The sequence below is a fragment of the Pseudoduganella violaceinigra DSM 15887 genome (genome assembly GCF_000425385.1).
Classification (GTDB): domain Bacteria; phylum Pseudomonadota; class Gammaproteobacteria; order Burkholderiales; family Burkholderiaceae_D; genus Rugamonas; species Rugamonas violaceinigra.
The window spans coordinates 34,060-52,203 of sequence record NZ_KE384362.1 but is presented as its reverse complement, the minus strand read 5'-3'; the positions used below and the strand labels follow the sequence as shown (position 1 = coordinate 52,203).

20 protein-coding genes are annotated in these 18,144 nt (G+C 64.5%); 12 read left to right on the top strand and 8 right to left on the bottom strand.

Annotated features, from left to right (window positions below; genetic code table 11):
- Positions 1-108: 108 nt before the first annotated feature.
- Complete coding sequence (locus H597_RS0129060) at positions 109-1,857, top strand: DUF885 domain-containing protein (protein ID WP_028105210.1); 1,749 nt, start codon at positions 109-111, stop codon at positions 1,855-1,857.
- A 69-nt stretch (positions 1,858-1,926) separates the two neighbouring features.
- On the top strand, positions 1,927-2,199 hold the full coding sequence (gene ureB, locus H597_RS0129055; RefSeq protein ID WP_035375478.1) for an urease subunit beta: 273 nt from the start codon (positions 1,927-1,929) through the stop codon (positions 2,197-2,199).
- Here ureB and H597_RS0129050 read toward each other — a convergent pair.
- Positions 2,177-2,692, bottom strand: coding sequence for a 1-acyl-sn-glycerol-3-phosphate acyltransferase (locus H597_RS0129050; protein WP_307581411.1), 516 nt, complete (start codon positions 2,690-2,692; stop codon positions 2,177-2,179). The two genes, ureB and H597_RS0129050, sit on opposite strands and share 23 nt — an antisense overlap.
- Before the next feature lie 197 nt (positions 2,693-2,889).
- On the opposite strand from H597_RS0129050, the gene H597_RS0129045 reads away from it, so the two are divergent.
- From H597_RS0129045 to H597_RS0129015, 7 genes are all read left to right on the top strand, one after another.
- The gene (locus H597_RS0129045) at positions 2,890-4,233 is read left to right on the top strand and encodes a sigma-54 dependent transcriptional regulator (RefSeq protein WP_028105207.1); all 1,344 of its coding nucleotides are present in this window, start codon (positions 2,890-2,892) and stop codon (positions 4,231-4,233) included.
- 217 nt (positions 4,234-4,450) lie between these two features.
- Complete coding sequence (locus H597_RS0129040) at positions 4,451-6,292, top strand: hypothetical protein (RefSeq protein ID WP_154668340.1); 1,842 nt, start codon at positions 4,451-4,453, stop codon at positions 6,290-6,292.
- A 34-nt stretch (positions 6,293-6,326) separates the two neighbouring features.
- Positions 6,327-6,707, top strand: a complete 381-nt coding sequence (locus H597_RS0129035; RefSeq protein ID WP_154668339.1) for a hypothetical protein — start codon at positions 6,327-6,329, stop codon at positions 6,705-6,707.
- Positions 6,704-7,372, top strand: coding sequence for a C39 family peptidase (locus H597_RS0129030; RefSeq protein WP_028105204.1), 669 nt, complete (start codon positions 6,704-6,706; stop codon positions 7,370-7,372). The genes H597_RS0129035 and H597_RS0129030 overlap by 4 nt, the downstream gene beginning before the upstream one ends.
- 11 nt (positions 7,373-7,383) lie before the next feature.
- Positions 7,384-7,794 carry a hypothetical protein gene (locus tag H597_RS0129025; protein WP_028105203.1) on the top strand — a complete coding sequence of 137 codons (411 nt, stop codon included), beginning with the start codon at positions 7,384-7,386 and terminating at the stop codon, positions 7,792-7,794.
- Between the two features lie 9 nt (positions 7,795-7,803).
- Positions 7,804-9,078 (top strand): acetate kinase, encoded by a 1,275-nt coding sequence (locus H597_RS0129020; protein WP_028105202.1) that lies wholly within the window; start codon positions 7,804-7,806, stop codon positions 9,076-9,078.
- A 51-nt stretch (positions 9,079-9,129) separates the two neighbouring features.
- Complete coding sequence (locus H597_RS0129015; RefSeq protein ID WP_028105201.1) at positions 9,130-10,068, top strand: MBL fold metallo-hydrolase; 939 nt, start codon at positions 9,130-9,132, stop codon at positions 10,066-10,068.
- Between the two features lie 44 nt (positions 10,069-10,112).
- Here the strand turns inward: H597_RS0129015 and H597_RS0129010 are convergent, their stop codons facing one another.
- The 3 genes from H597_RS0129010 to H597_RS0129000 all read right to left on the bottom strand — a co-directional run bounded on the left by H597_RS0129010 (position 10,113) and on the right by H597_RS0129000 (position 11,913).
- On the bottom strand, positions 10,113-11,168 hold the full coding sequence (locus tag H597_RS0129010) for an alkene reductase (RefSeq protein ID WP_028105200.1): 1,056 nt from the start codon (positions 11,166-11,168) through the stop codon (positions 10,113-10,115).
- Positions 11,165-11,473 carry an ArsR/SmtB family transcription factor gene (locus H597_RS0129005; RefSeq protein ID WP_035375482.1) on the bottom strand — a complete coding sequence of 103 codons (309 nt, stop codon included), beginning with the start codon at positions 11,471-11,473 and terminating at the stop codon, positions 11,165-11,167. The genes H597_RS0129010 and H597_RS0129005 overlap by 4 nt, the downstream gene beginning before the upstream one ends.
- An 80-nt stretch (positions 11,474-11,553) precedes the next feature.
- Positions 11,554-11,913, bottom strand: coding sequence for a DUF1304 domain-containing protein (locus tag H597_RS0129000; RefSeq protein WP_028105198.1), 360 nt, complete (start codon positions 11,911-11,913; stop codon positions 11,554-11,556).
- A 124-nt stretch (positions 11,914-12,037) separates the two neighbouring features.
- Between H597_RS0129000 and sugE the strand changes: the two genes are divergently transcribed.
- Complete coding sequence (gene sugE, locus H597_RS0128995) at positions 12,038-12,358, top strand: quaternary ammonium compound efflux SMR transporter SugE (RefSeq protein WP_028105197.1); 321 nt, start codon at positions 12,038-12,040, stop codon at positions 12,356-12,358.
- Here sugE and H597_RS32930 read toward each other — a convergent pair.
- On the bottom strand, positions 12,355-13,146 hold the full coding sequence (locus H597_RS32930; RefSeq protein ID WP_083941351.1) for a substrate-binding periplasmic protein: 792 nt from the start codon (positions 13,144-13,146) through the stop codon (positions 12,355-12,357). The genes sugE and H597_RS32930 overlap by 4 nt on opposite strands.
- A gap of 39 nt (positions 13,147-13,185) precedes the next feature.
- The gene (locus tag H597_RS0128985; protein WP_028105196.1) at positions 13,186-14,148 is read right to left on the bottom strand and encodes a M14 family metallopeptidase; all 963 of its coding nucleotides are present in this window, start codon (positions 14,146-14,148) and stop codon (positions 13,186-13,188) included.
- 56 nt (positions 14,149-14,204) lie between these two features.
- Here H597_RS0128985 and H597_RS0128980 point away from each other — a divergent pair, with 56 nt between their 5' ends.
- On the top strand, positions 14,205-15,377 hold the full coding sequence (locus H597_RS0128980; protein WP_028105195.1) for an acyltransferase family protein: 1,173 nt from the start codon (positions 14,205-14,207) through the stop codon (positions 15,375-15,377).
- Between the two features lie 195 nt (positions 15,378-15,572).
- On the opposite strand, the gene H597_RS0128975 is transcribed toward H597_RS0128980, so the two are convergent.
- Positions 15,573-16,040, bottom strand: a complete 468-nt coding sequence (locus H597_RS0128975) for a hypothetical protein (protein ID WP_028105194.1) — start codon at positions 16,038-16,040, stop codon at positions 15,573-15,575.
- Between the two features lie 144 nt (positions 16,041-16,184).
- Between H597_RS0128975 and H597_RS0128970 the strand changes: the two genes are divergently transcribed.
- A complete protein-coding gene (locus H597_RS0128970) occupies positions 16,185-17,234 on the top strand; it encodes a hypothetical protein (RefSeq protein ID WP_028105193.1) in 1,050 nt (349 codons plus the stop codon).
- Positions 17,235-17,274: 40 nt separating this feature from the next.
- Here the strand turns inward: H597_RS0128970 and H597_RS0128965 are convergent, their stop codons facing one another.
- Positions 17,275-18,144 (bottom strand): pirin family protein, encoded by an 870-nt coding sequence (locus H597_RS0128965; protein ID WP_028105192.1) that lies wholly within the window; start codon positions 18,142-18,144, stop codon positions 17,275-17,277.

The window sequence follows — 18,144 nt, the reverse complement described above, 5'->3', positions numbered from 1 at the left end:
CGCGCCCCCGCTCAGACGTTCCGGCACAATGCCGCCATTGACGGCGCCCGCTCTTTGGCCGTAAGGTACACTCGCGGAACCGTTACCAACCTGACTTCCCGGAGCACCATGAAACAGATCGTCGCAGCACTCGCCATCGCAGCAGCTTTCAGTTCACCGACGTATGCGGCGGCCAAGCCCGGCAGCGCCGATGCCCGCTTCACTGCCATCCACCAGGCCGAATGGAAGTGGCGCCTGCAGCAGCGGCTGGAAGACGAGGAAGACGATGTGCACGGCGTCGAGAGCCGCTTGCCGAACGTCGGTCCGGCGGTGCAGATGGAGCGCCAGAAGAAATGGGAAGACACGCTGCGCCAACTCGATAGCATCAAGCCCGGACAGCTTTCGTCCCGCGAACGCATCAACTACCAGGTGTACCGCGCCCAGATCGCCGCGCTGCTGGATAACCAGCGTTTCCGCGAGTACGAAAAACCGCTGAACGCCGATTCCTCGTTCTGGTCCAACCTGGCCGCCGAGGCGCGCAAATCCTTCCATACGGTGGAAGACTACCGCAGCTACGTGGCGCAGCTGAACGACGTGCCGCGCTACTTCGGCGAGGAGATTGCCAATATGCGGGCCGGCCTGGCGCGCGGCTTCACGCCGCCGAAGGTCACGCTGGAAGGGCGCGACAAATCGATCACCTCGGTCACCGAAGCGCGGCCGGAAGACGTGGTGTTCTTCAAACCGTTCCAGCAGATGCCGTCCGCCATCCCGGCGGCGGAGCAGGAGACCCTGAAGGCGGCGGCGCTGCAGGCGATCCGCGACAAGGTGATTCCGGCCCACGCCGAACTGCTCAAGTTCATGCGCGAGGAATACGTCCCGCAAGCCAAGGAGGCCTTGGCGGCCGAGAGCTACCCGGACGGCAAGGCCTACTACCAGTCGAAGATTGTTGAATTCACGACCACCCGACTGAGCGCCGAGCAGATTCACCAGATCGGCCTGGAGGAAATGGCCAAGATCCGCGCCGAGATGCAGGCGGTGATGAAGCAGGTCGGCTTCCAGGGCGACCTGCCGGCCTTCCTGCAATTCCTGCGCACCGACCCGCAGTTCTACGCCAAGACGCCGGAAGAACTGCTGATGCGCGCGGCCTGGGTGGCCAAGAAGTTCGACGGCAAGGTGGCGGACTATTTCGGCCGCCTGCCGCGCAGCCGCTTTGCCATCATTCCGGTGGCGCCGGAGATCGCGCCCTTCTATACCTCGGGGCGCGGCGGTCCTGGCGGCTACTGGGTGAATACCTATAACCTGCCGGCCCGCCCGCTGTACTCGCTGCCGGCGCTGACGCTGCATGAATCCGCGCCGGGCCACGCTTTCCAGATGCCCATCGCGATGGAGCAGAAGGGCCGTCCGGCCTTCCGCAACGCCTATATCTCCGCATACGGCGAGGGCTGGGCGCTGTATTCCGAGCGTCTTGGCGCGGAGATGGGGATCTACGAAACGCCGTACGAAGTGTTCGGCATGCTCAGTTACCAGGCCTGGCGCGCGTCGCGCCTGGTGGTCGACACCGGCGTGCATGCCAAGGGCTGGACCCGCGAACAGGCGCAGCAATACCTGATGGAGAACACGGCGCTGTCGGCCCATGAAGTCATGACGGAAGTGGACCGCTATATCTCCTGGCCGGGCCAGGCGCTGTCCTATTACCTGGGCGAGATGGCGATCTTCGAAGCGCGCCGCAAGGCGGAGCAGGCCCTGGGCAGCAAGTTCGACATCCGCGCCTTCCATGACACCGTTCTGGAACTGGGCTCGGTGCCATTGCCGGTGCTCCAAGCGCGCGTCGACGAATTCATCGCCGGCGGCGGCAAGAGCCCTTATCCGAAAGAGTAAGTGCACCGGCGTGGTGCAATGCTTTATGCTGGTGCAAAAAAGATGAGAGAATCACTTGAAATTACTGGCATGGGTCTTGCAGATATAGGTCATATGACAGATCGCACTACGCTTACCGTAACCAACCAAGGGAACCGTCCTATCCAGGTCGGCTCCCAGTTCCACTTTTTCGAAGTCGATTCGGCGCTGCAGTTCGAGCGCTGGAAGGCGTATGGTATGCGGCTCGATATCGCGCCGGGAACGGCGCTGCGCTTCGAGCCGAACAAGGCGCAGACCGTCACGCTGGTGCGCCTGGAAGGGGATGTGGAGGTGGCCGGCTTCAGCGCTGGCGCAAGACGATAGGGGCCATCAGCTCCGGGTGCTTGCCCAGGTGGCCATCAAAGCCGGCGCGGATGGCGGCCATGTCGGTTTCTTCGTCGCCGGTCAGCCAGATATGCTCGGTCATGCCCAGCGTCTTGTTCGGGAAGTCGATATACACCAGGACCAGCGGCACCTTGGCGGCCATGGCGAGCTGGTAGAAGCCGCTCTTCCAGTAAGGCTTGTAGGCGCGCGTGCCTTCCGGCGTGATGCCGACCCAGTACCAGTCTTCCTTGTGCATGGCCTCGGCCTGGCTCTGGATCAGGCCCTGCGGCGCGCTGCGGTTGACCGGGGCGCCGCCCATGTAATAGAACCAGCGGCCCACCAGCGGGATCTTGAACAGGCTGTCCTTGGCCAGCCAGCGGAAGGGCAGGTTCAGGGCCCACTTGCCGAGTACGCCGATCACGAAATCCCAGTTCGAGGTGTGCGGATACACCACGGCAATGCCACGCGGTTCCGGCAGCGGCTTGAACTTCATATTCCAGCCGAACGCGTTCATTGTACGTAAAGCGAGGCGCTGCTTTAGTGTTGGCAGTTTGTCCGCCTCTAGCTTATATTGATCCATTCCTACCCCATTGTTTTATTGTCACCGTTGAGAGTTTGTAACTCTTGGTGCTGAAAATTTGTGCGGCGGTATTCTATCCCGCCAGTCGCCGGGGCAGCAAGGGTGAATTTATGACAAGACAGGTCTTGTGCGTCGCTGCCACAACGGCGGCGTTGCCGGCGGAGTTGCTTGCTGCCGTCCAGACTTTCGATGTTTGCCTGGTGGCCGGGATGGATGAGGCCGCCGCCTGCCTGCGTGAACAGCACTTTCCTGTTGGACTTTTGCTATTGGATGGCTGGCACCAGCCGTTCGGCGAGCTCGACCATTTCTTGCGCCGCCACAGCCGGCCGCGCTGGGTGGCGCTGTTCCGTTCCGAGGCGCTGGAAGACGCGCCGATCCGCCAGCTGGTGCATGAGCATTGCGTCGATTTCCACACCTGGCCGCTGGACCCTGGGCGTCTCAGCCATACCCTGGGCCATGCGCTCGGCCTGGCGGCACTTGGCGACGGCACACCGCTGGCCGCTGCCTGCCGCGATATGCGGCTGACGGGGCATAGCCGGGCCATCGGCCTGCTGCGCCAGCAGATTCTGAAAGTGGCCGGCGCCGATGCGCCCGTGTTGATCTGGGGCGAAAGCGGTACCGGCAAGGAGCTGGTGGCGCGCGCGATACACGAGCATTCGGGGCGCGCCAACGGGCCTTTTGTTCCCATCAATTGCGGGGCGATTCCGGCTTCGCTGGTGCAGTCGGAACTGTTCGGCTACGAGAAGGGGGCTTTCACCGGCGCCGGCCCCGGTAAATGCGGCCTGGTGGAATCGGCCAGCGGCGGCGCCATTTTCCTCGACGAGATCGGCGACCTGCCACTCGAATTGCAGGCCAATCTGCTGCGCTTCCTGCAGGAGAAGACGATCTACCGGGTCGGCGGTACCCGCAGCGTGCCGGTCGATGTGCGCGTGATCGCCGCCTCCCACGTCAAGCTGGCCGAAGCCGTCGAACGGGGCCATTTCCGGGAAGACCTGTTTTATCGCCTGAATGTGCTGACCTTGCAGGTGCCGGCTTTGCGCGAGCGGCGCGACGACGTGGTGGCGCTGGCCGAGGAAGTGTTTCACAGTTATGCCACCGAGCGCGCACGCGGTGTGCGCGGCTTCAGTAACAGTGCTTTGCGCGCCTTGCGGGCGCACGACTGGCCGGGCAATGTGCGCGAGCTGCTGAACCGCGTGCGGCGCGCAGCCGTGATGGCGGACGGAGCCTTGATCCAGCCGCAGGACCTGGAACTCGATGGCGCCGGCGCTACCTTGACTGCCGAAGATCTTGACAGTGCCCGTGCCGGCGCGGAACGGCTGGCCTTGCAAGGGCGGCTTGACGCTGGCCTCAGCGTGACATCGGTGGCGCGCGACCTCGGCGTGTCGCGCATGACGCTCTATCGGCTGATGGCGAAGCACGGCATCCAGCGCCCCTCCCGGCGCGGCGAAGGCTGATTGCGCGAACAGCCGCGTCACAGCGATGTGACACTGCGATCCATGCCTAGCTTCCCTCTTGCGCGCAGCTATCGCAACGCTAGCGCGTGTCACAACGACGTGACAATCCACTTGGCGCGGCAGCTTGCGATTGCGCTGCCAAGACTGCAAAGTCACGTAATTTCAATGGCTTAAGGCAGCTGGCATCAAGCTTGCGATATCGGTTCTGGCCCCATGCATGCGGGCATTTGAAGAACACGACATCAGCGAGGACGAGATGAAGAAAACTTTGCTTGCAACAACCATCGCGCTGGCGATGGGCAGTGCATTTGCGCAGACGACTCCCCCACCAACTCCCAATGTGAGCCAGGCCGGTCCCGGCGCGCAGGCCAATGACAACTCCACGGCCACGCAGGACAGCAGGCAGGCCAATGCCAACAACAATAGCAGCGGCGCCGCCGACGCCGCCGCGATCGGCGCGGCGGCCGCCAATAACGGCGCGACGGCGACAGCGTCGATGAGCAACGCGTTCAATACTTCCACGGCAACCGCGGTCAGTACCTTGACGGGAACGGTGACCAATAACGTGATCAACAATATCGGCAATGTGGCCAGCAACGGCGGCAATGCCAACGGCGGTGCGGCCGGCAACGGCAATGCCGGCAGCGCGCTGGGCGGCAGTGCGGCGGGCACCGGCGGCGCGGGCGGCATGTCGAGCGGCGGCGCCGGTGCGACGGGGGCTGCGGGCGGCGTGGCGATCAACGGCAGCGCAACCGGCGGCGATGGTTACGGCGGCAGCGGGGTCGGCGGTGCGGCGAATGCCGGCGCGGGCACAGGCGGCACCAGCGGCGCCGGCGGTCTTGCGGCCGGTGCGGCCAGCGGGCGTGGCGGTGATGGTGCGCGCGGCGGCGAGGGCGGGGCTGGTGGCGCCGGTGGTGCGATCCTGGCGGGTGCCGGTGGCGCTGGCGGGGCCGGTGGCGGCGCGGCTGGCGGTGCGGGTGGATTGGTTGGAAGCGCCGGCAGCGGCGCGGGCGGCGCCACCGGGGCCGCTTCCGGCGCCCGGGGCGGTGATGGCGGTGCGACCGGCGCGGCCGCCGGCGGCATGGGTGGCGCGGGCGGTTCCGGTGGCGCTGCCGGCGCTGGCGGTGCGGGCGGCATGAGCGGCAGTGTGGCGACGGGCGCTTCGAGCTCGACGCCCGGTTCGGGCGGCGGGGCATCGAGTGCGGGCGGCGCGAGCTCCAGCAATACCGCCAGCAATGGCACGGGCGGTACGCCGCCTGCAACCACGCCCGGCATGGGCGACCAGAACAGTACTGCGACGGCGGGCACTTCCAGCGGCGGCAGCTCGACCGTTTCGGGGAATACCGCCAGCTCCGGAGCAGGCACCAGCGGTGGAGCAGGCGCTTCTGGCGCTGGCGGCGGCGGCGGTGCCGGCGCGGCGGGCGGCAATGGCGCTGCGGCCAGCAATACAGCGGGCAATGGAGCCAGCGGCGGCAGCAGTACCTCGGGTACCGGCGGCGGCAGCGGCGCCGTGGCGGCCAATGGCGGCGCTGGCGCCTCGGGTTCCGGCGGCGCGGGTGGCAGTGGTGCGGCTGGTGGCAGCGGCTCCAGTAGCGGCGGCGCGGGGGCTGCGGGCGGCAACGGCGGCAGTGGCGCGGCCAGCGGCATGGCCAGCAATACTGCGGGCTCCAGCGGCGGCGCCGGCGGCGGCACGGGCGGCGCGGCGACGGGAGGGAATGGTTCCGGGGCCTCGGGCACAGGAGGATCCGCCACCAACGGCAATGCCGTCGCTGGCGACGGCGGCGCGGGCGGCGCGGGCGGCGGCGGCAATAGCGGCGGCGCGGGCGGTCATGGCGGTACCAATACCGCAGGCGCTGCCACCGGCGGCAATGGCAGCGGCGGCTCTGGCGGGGCGGGCGGCACCAATAGCGTGAACGCTGGCAGCTTCGACATGTCCAATACCATGAGCGGTGTCGGCCAGTCGGCGGCGGGCATCATGATGGTGAGCCAGAACAGCGGCATGTCCTCGCTGGTGCAGCAAAGCGTGAATGTGCAGGCCAACCTGTCTGTCGGCAAGTGAGGCGCGGCGCATCATGCGAAGCTTAGGCAGGCCAGTGCAAGTCCTGGCCCTGTGCGCCGCGCTGGCGCCGGGCCTGGCGGCGGCTGCCCCGTGGGTGGGGGCGCTGCCGCTGGGTCCGCTGACCGCGGCCGCCGTTCCGGCGCCTGCGAATGCGGCGCGGTCCGACGCCGCTTCCCGGCCGGCGTGCGACGAGCGGCTCGAGCAGATGCGCGGCGGTGCCGACATCTCGCCGTGGAGCGATATGAAGCTGTCGGGAACGGTGGCCAACAACAGCGCCGTGAACGTGGTCACGGGATCGAATACCGTCACCGACGGCGCCTTCAGCAATGCTTCCGGACTGCCGATGGTGATCCAGAATTCGGGCGCCAATGTACTGATCCAGAATGCCACCATCGTCAACGTGCAAATCAAATGAGAAGCCTGATCAGCGTTCTGGTAATGCTGCCGGCATTTGCCGTGCAGGCCGCCGACTTTTCAGCCGGCGGCGCCAGCTTTGTCGTGCCGCTCACCAGCCTGAAGGAGGCGCGCTTCCGCAGCACGGTGCGCCAGCAATACGACTTCAGCTGCGGCTCGGCCGCGCTGGCGACCCTGCTCAGCTATCACTATGAGCTGCCTGTCACGGAACAGGAAATTTTCCGCGACATGTACGCGCGCGGCGACCAGCCGCGCATCCGGCGCGAAGGCTTCTCGCTGCTGGACATGAAACGCTACCTGGCCACGCGTGGTTTCACGGCAGACGGCTTCGAGCAGCCGCTCGACCAGCTGGCGCAGGCCGGTTTGCCCGCCATCGTGCTGGTGGCCGACAACGGCTATCGCCATTTCGTGGTGGTGAAGGGTGTGCAAGACCAGCGCGTGTTGCTGGGCGACCCGGCCGGCGGCACACGCGCTATGGCACGCAGTGCATTCGAAGCGATCTGGCAGAACCGCCTGCTGTTCGTAATTCATGGCCGGCCCGGGCAGCCGCGCTTCAATGCGGCGGCTGACTGGCGCGTAGCCCCGCAAGCCTTGCTGGCCGACGGCATCGTGCGCGACAGCTTGCGTAACGTGACCGTGCCAAAGCTGGGCGCTGGCGACTTTTAAAGGAGAGTGCGATGCAGCCAAGGCTCTGCGCTCTGTTGCTCTTGCTGGCAATGCCGGCCAAGGCGCAGGAGCCAACTGAGGGCTGGGCGCCGGTGGCGGCGCAGCGCCTGGACGCTGCGCGCGGCGGCTTCGAGACAGGCAATGGCCTGCTGGTCGCGCTGGGCGTCGAGCGCATGGTGGAGGTCAACGGCGTGGTGGTGGCCCGCACCCATATTGAACTGACTGACGTGGCGCGGCTGCAGGATGCGCCGGCAGTCCGCAGCGCACTGGCGCCGCTGCTGCTCCAGAACAATGCGAATGGCCAGTTGATCCGCAGCCTGACGCGGATCGACCTCACGGTGAATGCCTTGTCCACGCTGAAAAGCCTGAACCTGGAGGGCAGCGTACGCCAGGCCCTGTCGAATGCCGTTGTGCCACGCTAGGAGGGAACCATGCTTTCCAAGACATTCGCGGCCGGCATGCTGGTCCTGGCAAGCCAGTCGGCTTTGGCCCAGCAGCCGCAGGAACGCAGCAATGCGGAACTGGCGGCCGAACTGGCTGAATTGAAGCGCGCTTTGCTGGAACAGCGCGCGCTGCTGGAAGACCTGCGGCGCCAGGTGGCTGAGGAAAAGCTGGCATCCGCCCGCGGTGCGGGCGCGGCCGGGGCGGGGGCTGTGCAAAGCCAGCCGCAACCGCAGCTTCCTATGCCGCCCGGCGCGGCGACCGAGCCCGCGCTTGCCGTGGGCCAGGCGCCCAAACGCGATCTCAAACCGCCCGAGGTGGCACCGATATTCGAGAGCCCCGGCGTGCTGACGGCGCATGGCAAGCTGGTGCTGGAACCCTCGTTCCAGTTCGGCTATTCGTCCAGCAACCGGGTCGCCCTGGTCGGCTACACCATCATCCCGGCCTTGCTGGTTGGCCTGATCGACGTGCGGGAAGTGAAGCGCAATACCAGCACCGCGACCTTGAGCGGGCGCTATGGCCTGAGCAACCGCACCGAACTCGAAATGCGCCTGCCGTATATTTACCGCTCCGATTCCACCGTGAGCCGGGAACTTTTTACCGGCACGGCGGTGGAACGGGTGTTTGATGTCAGCGGCCATGCCATCGGCGACGTCGAACTGTCGCTGCGCCACCAGCTCAATGACGGCGGCGCCGACAAGCCATACTATGTGGCCGGCCTGCGCTTCAAGACGCGCACCGGGCGCGATCCGTTTGAAGTCGTCACCGATTGCGTACGCCGCTGCGTCGGCGAAAACGCCAGCGGCACGGGGCTGCCGCAGGAACTGCCGACCGGTTCGGGCTTCTACGCCCTGCAACCGAGCCTGACCTGGCTCTACCCCAGCGATCCGGCTGTCCTGTTCGGCAGCGCCAGCTACCTGCACAACTTCCAGCGCAAGGGAATCAGGCGGCGTGTGCTGGACGGGGAGTGGGAGCCGCTGGGGACGGTCAAGCCGGGCGCTGTTCTTGGCTTTAACTTTGGTGTGGGCCTGGCCTTGAACGAAAAGGCGTCCATCAGCTTTGGCTATGACCACAGTTCGATCGCCCGGACCCGGCAAAATGGCGTGCCGGCGCCCGGTTCGGTGCGGACGCAACTGGGGACGCTGCTGCTCGGTTTTTCCTACCGGCTCGATCCCAAAAAGACCGTCAATATTTCGGTGGGCGCGGGGCTGACGCGCGATACGCCGGATGTCTCGCTCCTGCTGCGTTTCCCGACGAGCATGTAGTTGCTGTTTACGCTAATCTAGTGTTTTGGCAACTAACAAGAGGGAGATCCGATGTTCCTGAAAAAGCTCGCCGTACCGTTTGCTTTCGCCGCCGTTGCCGGCGCCGCCCACGCCGCCGCACCGATGGCCAAGAGCCAGGCGCCCGGCTTTTACCGCATGGCGCTAGGCGACTTTGAAGTCACGGTGCTGAACGACGGCACTATTGACCTGCCGATGGAAAAGCTGCTGCACCAGAAGCCTGACAAGACAATCAAGGCGCTGGGAGAGAACTTCCTGAAGACGCCGGTGGAAACCTCGGTCAATGCCTTCCTGGTCAATACCGGCGCCAAGCTGGTGCTGATCGACACCGGTGCCGGCGGCCTGTTCGGCCCGACCTTGGGCAACCTGGTGAAGAGCCTGAAGGCTGCCGGTTATGAGCCGGAGCAGGTCGACGAGATCTACATCACCCACCTGCACGGCGACCACGTCGGCGGCCTGGGCGCGCAGGACAAGCCGCTCTTCCCGAATGCCGTGGTGCGCATGGATAAGCGCGACGCGGAGTATTTCCTGAGCAAGGAGAACCTGGAAAAGGCCAGCGGCGATGCGAAGGGTAATTTCCAGGGCCCGATCAGCTCGGTGTCGGGTTATGCGGGCAAGGTGAAGCCGTTCGACGGCAATACCGAGCTGGTGCCCGGTGTGCGCGCGAGTTCAAGCTTTGGCCATACGCCGGGGCATACCACCTATGTGGTGGAGAGCAAGGGGCAGAAGCTGGTGCTGATCGGCGACTTGATGCATAACGCGGCGGTGCAGTTCCCTGATCCGGGCGTGACCATTCAGTTTGACAGCGATTCGAAGGCGGCCATGGCGCAGCGCAAGGCGGCGTTTGCCGAGGCGGCGAAGCAGGGGTATTGGATGGGGGCGGCGCATTTGCCGTTTCCGGCAATCGGGCATCTGCGGGCGGAGGGCAAGGGGTATGAGTTCTATCCTGTGAACTATTCGGTGCCGCGCTAAACCGGCAAGGCGGGGTCCGACTCCGCCTTACCGCTGTTATGGGCTTATGCCAGCGCTGGATAGTCGGTATAACCCTCCGCCGACGGGGCGTAGAAGAATTCCGGGCGTTGGGCGTTCAGCGCGGCGCCGGTCTGCAGGCGGCGCGGCAGGTCCGGATTCGCGATGAAGTCTTTGCCCCAGGCGATTGCATCGGCCCGGCCTTCCGCCAGCGCCGCTTGCGCGCCCGCCACGTCGAACTTCTCATTGGCGATGTACACGCCGCCGAACTCACGCCTGAGCAGCGGGCCCAAGGAATCTTCGCCGACGGCTTCACGGGCGGCGATGAAGGCCACGCCACGCTTGCCCAGTTCCCGCGCCACATAGGCGAAGGTCTCGGCCGGCGTCGAATCACCCATATCGTGCGTATCGCGGCGCGGGGCCAGGTGCATGCCGACGCGGTCCGCGCCCCAGACGCCGATCACGGCGTCGGTTACTTCCAGCATCAGGCGTGCACGGTTTTCGATGCTGCCGCCGTACTGGTCCTGGCGCTGGTTGGTCGAATCCTGCAGGAACTGGTCCAGCAGGTAGCCGTTGGCGCCGTGGATTTCCACACCGTCGAAACCGGCTTTCTTCGCATTCTCGGCGCCTTTGCGGTAAGCCTCGACCACGCCGGCGATTTCGGCGGTATCCAGGGCGCGCGGCACAGGATAGGCGCGCACGGGGCGCAGCAGGCTCACACTGCCATTGGCGGCGATAGCGCTCGGCGCGACCGGCGCTTCCCCGTCCAGCAGGCTCGGATCGGAGATGCGGCCCACGTGCCACAGCTGCAAGACGATCTTGCCGCCCTTGGCATGCACCGCCTCGGTCACCAGTTTCCAGCCGTCGACCTGTTCGTCGGACCAGATGCCCGGCGTGTTTTCATAGCCTACGCCCTGCGGCGTGACGGAAGTGGCTTCGCTGATGATCAGGCCCGCGCTGGAGCGCTGCGCATAGTATTCGGCCATCAGGGCGTTCGGTACGCGCTTGCCGCCGATGGCGCGCGAGCGGGTGAGGGGCGCCATGATGACGCGGTTTTTCAGGGTCAGCGCGCCGATGGTGATGGGGTCGAACAGGGTGCTCATAGGGTATTCCTCTCATGCTCAATAAATTGAAGGATGACCTCCTCATTGCGTTTGAAGAAATTCCACTGGCCGATCCGCTGCACCGTCACCAGCCCCGATTTCTGCAGGATGGCGAGGTGGCCCGACACCGTCGATTGGGACAGGCCGGACTGCTTGTCGATCATGCCCGCGCAGACGCCCAGCGACAGGGGAGCGGTTTGCTCGCTGAAGTGGGCTTGCGGCTCCTTCAGCCAGGACAGGATCTGGCGCCGGACCGGATTGGCCAGGGCCTTGTGGATTGCATCAATGTCAATAGAGTTGGTCATATTTCGGTGTTTCACGATCATTATATCGGAAAATTCCGATTCGTATATCGGTGCATGACGATGGAATACAAGGCTTGATTTTATGCCAATCGATAAAGCGCCAGGGCCAGCATGGCAGGTACGGTCTGGACGAAGATGATGCGGCGGCTGACGGTCAGTCCACCCCAGATGCCGGCGACGGCGACGCACAGCAAGCCGTAAGTGACGAAGGCCGAGCGGACGGCGGGTTCGCCATGCAGCAGTCCCACGGCCAGGGCGGCAACCAGGAAGCCGTTATAGCAGCCCTGGTTCGACATGGCCGGCTTGACGATGGCCGCCTTTTCCGCCGACAGGCCGAACACCCGGCGGCCGCGGGTATCGAAGAAGACGGTTTCCAGCAGGACGATATAGACGTGGATCAGCAGGACGATGGCAACGGCGATCTGCGCGGACAGTAGCATTGTATGGCTCCCTGAAAATTTGGACCCCCAATGATATACTGTCGGCCTTCTCCTGCGGGGACGACCCCGCCGCAAGACCAGGGAGCCAGGCGGGGACGACCCCGTCGTGACTTGGGAGAGCACCATGCATTGGATCGTTCTGTTACTCGCCGGACTGCTGGAAGTCGTCTGGGCCGTTGGACTCAAATACACCGAAGGTTTCACCAGGCTGGTGCCGAGCGCCATTACCCTGTCCGCCATGGCCGGCAGCGTGATCCTGCTTGGACTGGCGCTGCGCGCGCTGCCGCTGGGCACGGCCTACGCCGTCTGGACCGGCATCGGCACCATCGGCACGGTCATCTGGGGCATCATGATGATGAACGAACCGGCCGGCATGGCGCGCATCGCCTGCATCGCCATGATCGTGGCGGGCATCGCCGGCTTGAAACTGCTCTCGGCCCACTAATTCGTCGCGCGCACGCCCGACTCGCCGGCCCAGCGCGCGTAAATGCGCGCCAGCTCGCCGCTGTCCTGCAGCCTGCCGATCGCGTTGGCGAGCATGGCGAAGGCCTGGGGCGGGGCTTTCTTGCTCACCCACAGATACAGCGGATCTGCCTTCAGCACCGCCGGCATCAGCTTGATTTTGTCCTGTAGCTTGTTCTCGCGTATCAGCCAGTGCAGGGTCAGTTCGTTCATATAGAAAAAGCGCCCGTGGCCAGCCAGGATTTTTTTCAGGTTGGTCAGGTTGGCGCCAGTGCTATCGTCCACCTCGATGCCGCGGTCGCGCAGAAAATCGATATACGCTGCGCCGCGCGAGGTATTGACTAATGGTTTGAGGCGGGCCAGGTCGTCCAGGTTATTCACCACGGCGGTATCGCCGGCCGCCGCCGCCAGTCGCTGGCGGGAAATATACAAAGGCTGTTCGACCGGATCGGCGATTTCGCGCCGTGTGGCGGTATCCAGCAGGGCACAGGCGACGTGCACACTGCCGCTGAGCAGGCCCTGTTCGATCACGAGTACGGAGCGGAATTCCTGCTGCCCGGTGAAACGCAGGCGCGGCTCAAGCCGCGCAATGGCGGCCAGGATGTCCGGACACAGGCCAGCCGCTTGGCCGTCGCTGAGCAGCCACTTGGGAGGGAGGCTTTCCTGGCCCATGGCGTGCAGGACCAGGACATCCTCGTTCGCAGCCGCGCACGGCAGCGCCGCAGCCAGCAGCTGCGCCATCGCCATCGCGGTCATCGGGCTTGTTCGCATCTTCTTCTCCCGTTACCGCAATTGTATGGCGCATGCTTGTCAGACGAAAGCGTCGCTTACTTTCGCCAGATAGAACCATTCGGCGTTTGGCTTGGCATTGACGTCTGGGAACAACATATAGGCGTCGAAGGGGGCCAGCACGGCACTGCCATCGGCGCGGCGGCCGATTTCGTCGCCAGTCTTCAGGCGGTCGAAGCTGGACCAGGTGCGGCTGAAGGCGTCGCCAGTGGCGAGCTTGTCGTGCACCTCGACCATCGACAGGTATTCCATGTCGTCCAGCGCGATCGGCTGCGGCTTCGGCGCGTCGATCAGGCCGAAATGGGCCAGGGTGTTCATGATGGCGCGGTAGGCCACGTCCGGCGCTTGCGGGTCGGCGTGCTGGCCGCATTCCAGGGTCAGGGCCATGCCGCCGGTGCTGCGCATGTATTCGGTGGTGCCGACGCCGTATTTGAGGACGGTCTGCACTTCGCTGTCGTTGCGCAGGCGGCGCTGCACGCCGGCGCCGTAGGTGGCCATCCAGCCGTCGACGAAGCGCTTGACGCCCAGGATGCGGGCCATGGCGCGCTCCTCGGCTTCGTGCTGGAAGGGTTGCAGGGCGCCGTCGTTATTGCGCGGGCCGACCATCACAAAAGGCTGGCTCTGGGCGTTGAATGAGTGCAGGTCCAGCAGGATTTCGTGCTGGCCGAGCAGGGGGCACAGCCAGTTGGCGATGCGGTCTTCGAAGTCCTGCGGATTTTCGGTCGGGAACAGGTTGCGGTTCAGGTTGCGGTCGCCGGAGCGCTCGCCTTTCTGGTAGGCCAGCGGATTGGTGACCGGGACGAAGGTCACGCTGCCGTTCAGGATGCGCAGCTCGCCTTTGTCCAACTGTTCCATCACGCGCAGGATCCCTTTGGTACCGCAGGTTTCGTTACCGTGCACGGCGCCCGTGACGATCAGGCGGCGGCCTTTGCGCTGGCCGGTGTAGTTGACAGATTTGAAATGCAGTTGGCTGGCGTCGGTCATGCTGTTCCCTAGAAGCGAATAAGTGGCCAATATTCTAGCGCAGGTAAAATGCGCGCATGAATCGATCTTCCCGCATCCATGGACTGGACACCTTACGCGCGCTCGCCATCATGCTGGTGTTTGCCAACCACTATATGGGCTTCGTCAGCCGCCAGCCCACTTTTGGCTGGGTCAGCGAAATCGGCTGGGCGGGCGTGGATCTGTTCTTCGCGCTTTCCGGCTATTTGATCGGCAACCAGGTGTTTTCCGCCCTGCGTGGACCGGGGCTGTCGCTGCCGAACTTCTATGCGCGCCGCCTGCTGCGCACCTTGCCGGCCTACCTGGCGGTGCTGGCGCTGTATGCCTGGTGGCCGTATTGGGCGGGCAATTCGCCGCACGCGCCGTGGTGGAAGTATCTGACCTTCACGCTGAATATCAATCTCAAGCCGGGCACGATGTTCTCCCACGCCTGGTCGCTGTGCGTGGAAGAGCAGTTCTACCTGCTGCTGCCGCCGATCGTGTTCGCCATTGCCGCCATTGCGGCCGGGCAGGGCGGCGCCTATGCGCTGGTACGGCGCCGGATCGCCCTGGCGCTGGGCTGGGCTGCGCTGGCATCGGCGGTGGGAGCGGGCATGTGGCTGCGCAACGGATTGTGGGTGTCGCAGATGGACTTGCATGAGCATGGAAGCCGCGCTTTTTACACCCTGATCTATTACTCGACGCTGACGCGCTTCGACGAACTGCTGGCCGGCGTCGCGCTGGCCATGCTGCGCAACTTCCATCCCTCTTTGTGGAAGGGCTTGACCCGGCACGGGAACTGGATGCTGGCGGCTGGCGTGGGGCTGACTGCCCTGGTCTTCAAGCTGTTCCTGGAAAACCACTTCAGCTGGAAGATGAGCGTTTTCGGCTATCCCTTGCTTGGCCTGGCGTTCGCCACCCTGCTGGTGGCGGCCTTGAGCGAAGGATCGCTGCTGAACCGCACGCGCATTCCTGGCATGGGCGCCATCGCCGTCTGGTCGTATTCGATCTACCTGACCCACAAGCAGCTGTGCATCCTACTGGCCGACCATTGGGAGCCGATCGACCCCGAATCGATCGCCGTCATGATCGGCGCCAGCCTCCTGGCAGGCTGGCTGCTATATTTTGCGGTCGAAACGCCGTTCATGAAATTGCGCGATCGCTTTATCCCGTCCAATACCAAACGGAGAACACATGCGGAAACTGCCGGCAGCGTCCCTGTTCCCGCTTAGAGGCCGTTTCAAAATGGCCATGGCGTTGTTGCAGCTCCTTGCCGTGCAGGCGCACTGCCTTCGTCGCTGCGCCTAGCCACGCCCATTTTGAAACGGCCTCTTAGCGCCCAGGCCCTGGCCCAAGCGGCCGCACGCATGTTCGTGATTGGGCGCTGGGGCGCAGAATTCGCCCGGACTTGAGCGACATCCCCAGGACTAGCTGCGCATTTCGATAACGTTATCGTTATGGGTATCGGTCAGGAAGGCAAATAGCGTCCTGACGCGGGCCGGGGCCTCGTAGCCCTCGGTCGCATCGATCGTGCGGCGCAGGCCCGGCATGGCCTCGATGATATGCGGGCTGGCGTATGCGCGGATTAGCAGCGCGGCCAATTGGACCGCTTCCCGTTCATGGTTCTGGCTCAGGCGCCGCTCGATCAGCTCGATCAGTACGCGTTGCATGCGCGGCGTGGGATTTTCGATGTGGGCGAAGACCAGGGGCGTATTGGCAATGGCGTCGCACAGGCGGCGTTCAATATCGTCCGGCCTGGTGTCGGACGGGATGTCGAAATATGCCCCGGCCCAGCGGGTACGTGCGTACTGATGGCCGGGAGGGAAGGAGTCGGCGGTGTCGAAGCCAAGCGCGTGGCTCAGCTTCTTCAACCAATCAAGGATCACAGAGCTCATGGCGGACATTGTACCGCCACTGCTTAAGCAGCGTGTGCCCCGTGCTCATTCCACCCCTGCAGCAATGGTCCAGTGGCACCGTGCAGGTATACTGCCGGGGCGCCCCTAACTGCCAGCATGCGATTGTTTTGGCTATAGAAAAAATTGAAGACCAGCGAACTTTCCCCGCTTAATCCGCTATGGACCGGCGCCGCCACCGCCATCGCTTCGCTGTATGGCCTTTGGCCCTCGATGGCGATATTCCGTGGGCCGGGGCAGCGCGGCGAACTCCTGTTCCTCCTCATGTTCATGGGGCCAATCACGTTTTTTGCTGTGATGGTGCCGGCCAGCTTGATCCTTGGCGCGATCTTGCGCCGGATCGAGACGACGAGCAGGTACATTGCAATCCTGGTGCTGGGCGGTTTGTTCCCGCTGATTGCGGGCGTGCCCGGATTGTTTGGGCTGGCAGTGGTTGCCGCATTTTCCTGCCTGGCTTGGTCGACTGTGCGCAAGGAGCAATCCGTTGCGCGAGAGCGCGATGACTTCGAAAGCGAGGCGAAGCCACGTGAAGTCGACATCGGGCCTGGCTTTCTGGATTCGTTCCCGGACCCATTGTGGGGCAGGCTTGATCTTGACGATTGCGAGCCGCTGTGGGCGATTGAAGGCGAGCAGGATGGTGCTCCCTACATGATCGTAGAAGTAGCCCACGACCAATTCGGTTTGATGGCGGATGGCCATGGCCAAGCTAAGACCACCTTCATTCTTGCAGCAATCCCTGCGTCCATCACCGGCCGGGAGGTGACGTGGCGTCCGCCTGGTTGCCACGCCTGGGCCGACAGCAAGTATGTTTACGTGGCGATGCCGGGCAGACAAGCCAAGCCATCCACCTGGCGAGCGATGATTGCGAGTGCGTTCCGCACGGTGGGTGGACTGCAGCAACGCAGTGCCAATGCGGGTAAGGCGCGGGCAGGGCAGCGCCCCTATCGTGCCGTTGGCGGTGGCTTTGCAGTCCAGGCTTTCCGGTGCGCGAAGTTGCTGCTAATGGCGCTTGCCTTGCTGTGGGGCGGACTTACCCCGATATTCGGATGGACCGGGTGGTCGGTCGAATCCGTCAAGCTGGTCCCGGTATACCTGCTGGCCAGCCTGTTCTGCTTTGGCGGCGCCGCGTATTTTGGGATACGGGCGCACACCTGCTGGCAGCACGCATCGGACTGACCGTCAGCAGGGCTGATGGCGGCAATCATGCCGCCACTGCTTACGCCGCGTGCGCTTCCTCGCCCAGGCGGCCTGCGCGGAAGTCCTCGACGGCCTGGAAGATCTCGGCCTGCGAGTTCATCACGAATGGGCCGTACTGCACAATCGGCTCATTCAAGGGCTTACCCGACAACAGGATGAAGCGGCTGTCAGGGCCAGCCTGGAGCGTCACACCGTCTGCGCCCGCGTTATTCGCCAGGATCGCCATGCTCTGGGCCGGCACCGCCTTGGCATCCACCGTCACCTCGCCGCGATAGACGTAGATGAAGGCGTTATGGCCTGCGCGGATAGCCTGGCCGAAGCTTGCGCCAGCCGGCAATTCCACGTCGATGTACAGCGGTTCCGTCGTTTCACGCTGCACCGCGCCTGCCACGCCCTGGCTTTCGCCGGCGATGACGCGTACCAGGGCGCCGTTTTCAGCCTGCACCACCGGGATTTCGGCGGCATCGAAATCCTTGTACCAGGGCTGCTGCAGCTTGTCCTTGGCCGGCAGGTTAAGCCACAGCTGGAAACCCTCCATCAAGCCTTCTGCCTGCTCCGGCATTTCGGAGTGGATCACGCCGCGTCCGGCCGTCATCCATTGCACGCCGCCGCTGGCCAGCAGGCCTTCATTGCCGGCGCTATCGCGGTGGCGCATGCGGCCGGTCAGCATATACGTGACCGTTTCGAAGCCGCGGTGCGGGTGGCTGGGGAAGCCGGCGATGTAATCGTTGGCTTCTTCCGAGCCGAAATTGTCTAGCATCAGGAACGGATCCAGGCGGCGCTGCAGGGGCTGGGTCAACACGCGGTTGATTTTCACGCCAGCGCCATCCATCACGGCTTGGCCGCGGATAATCCGTTCCACTGTGCGGGTTTGTGCAATGTTGTCCAT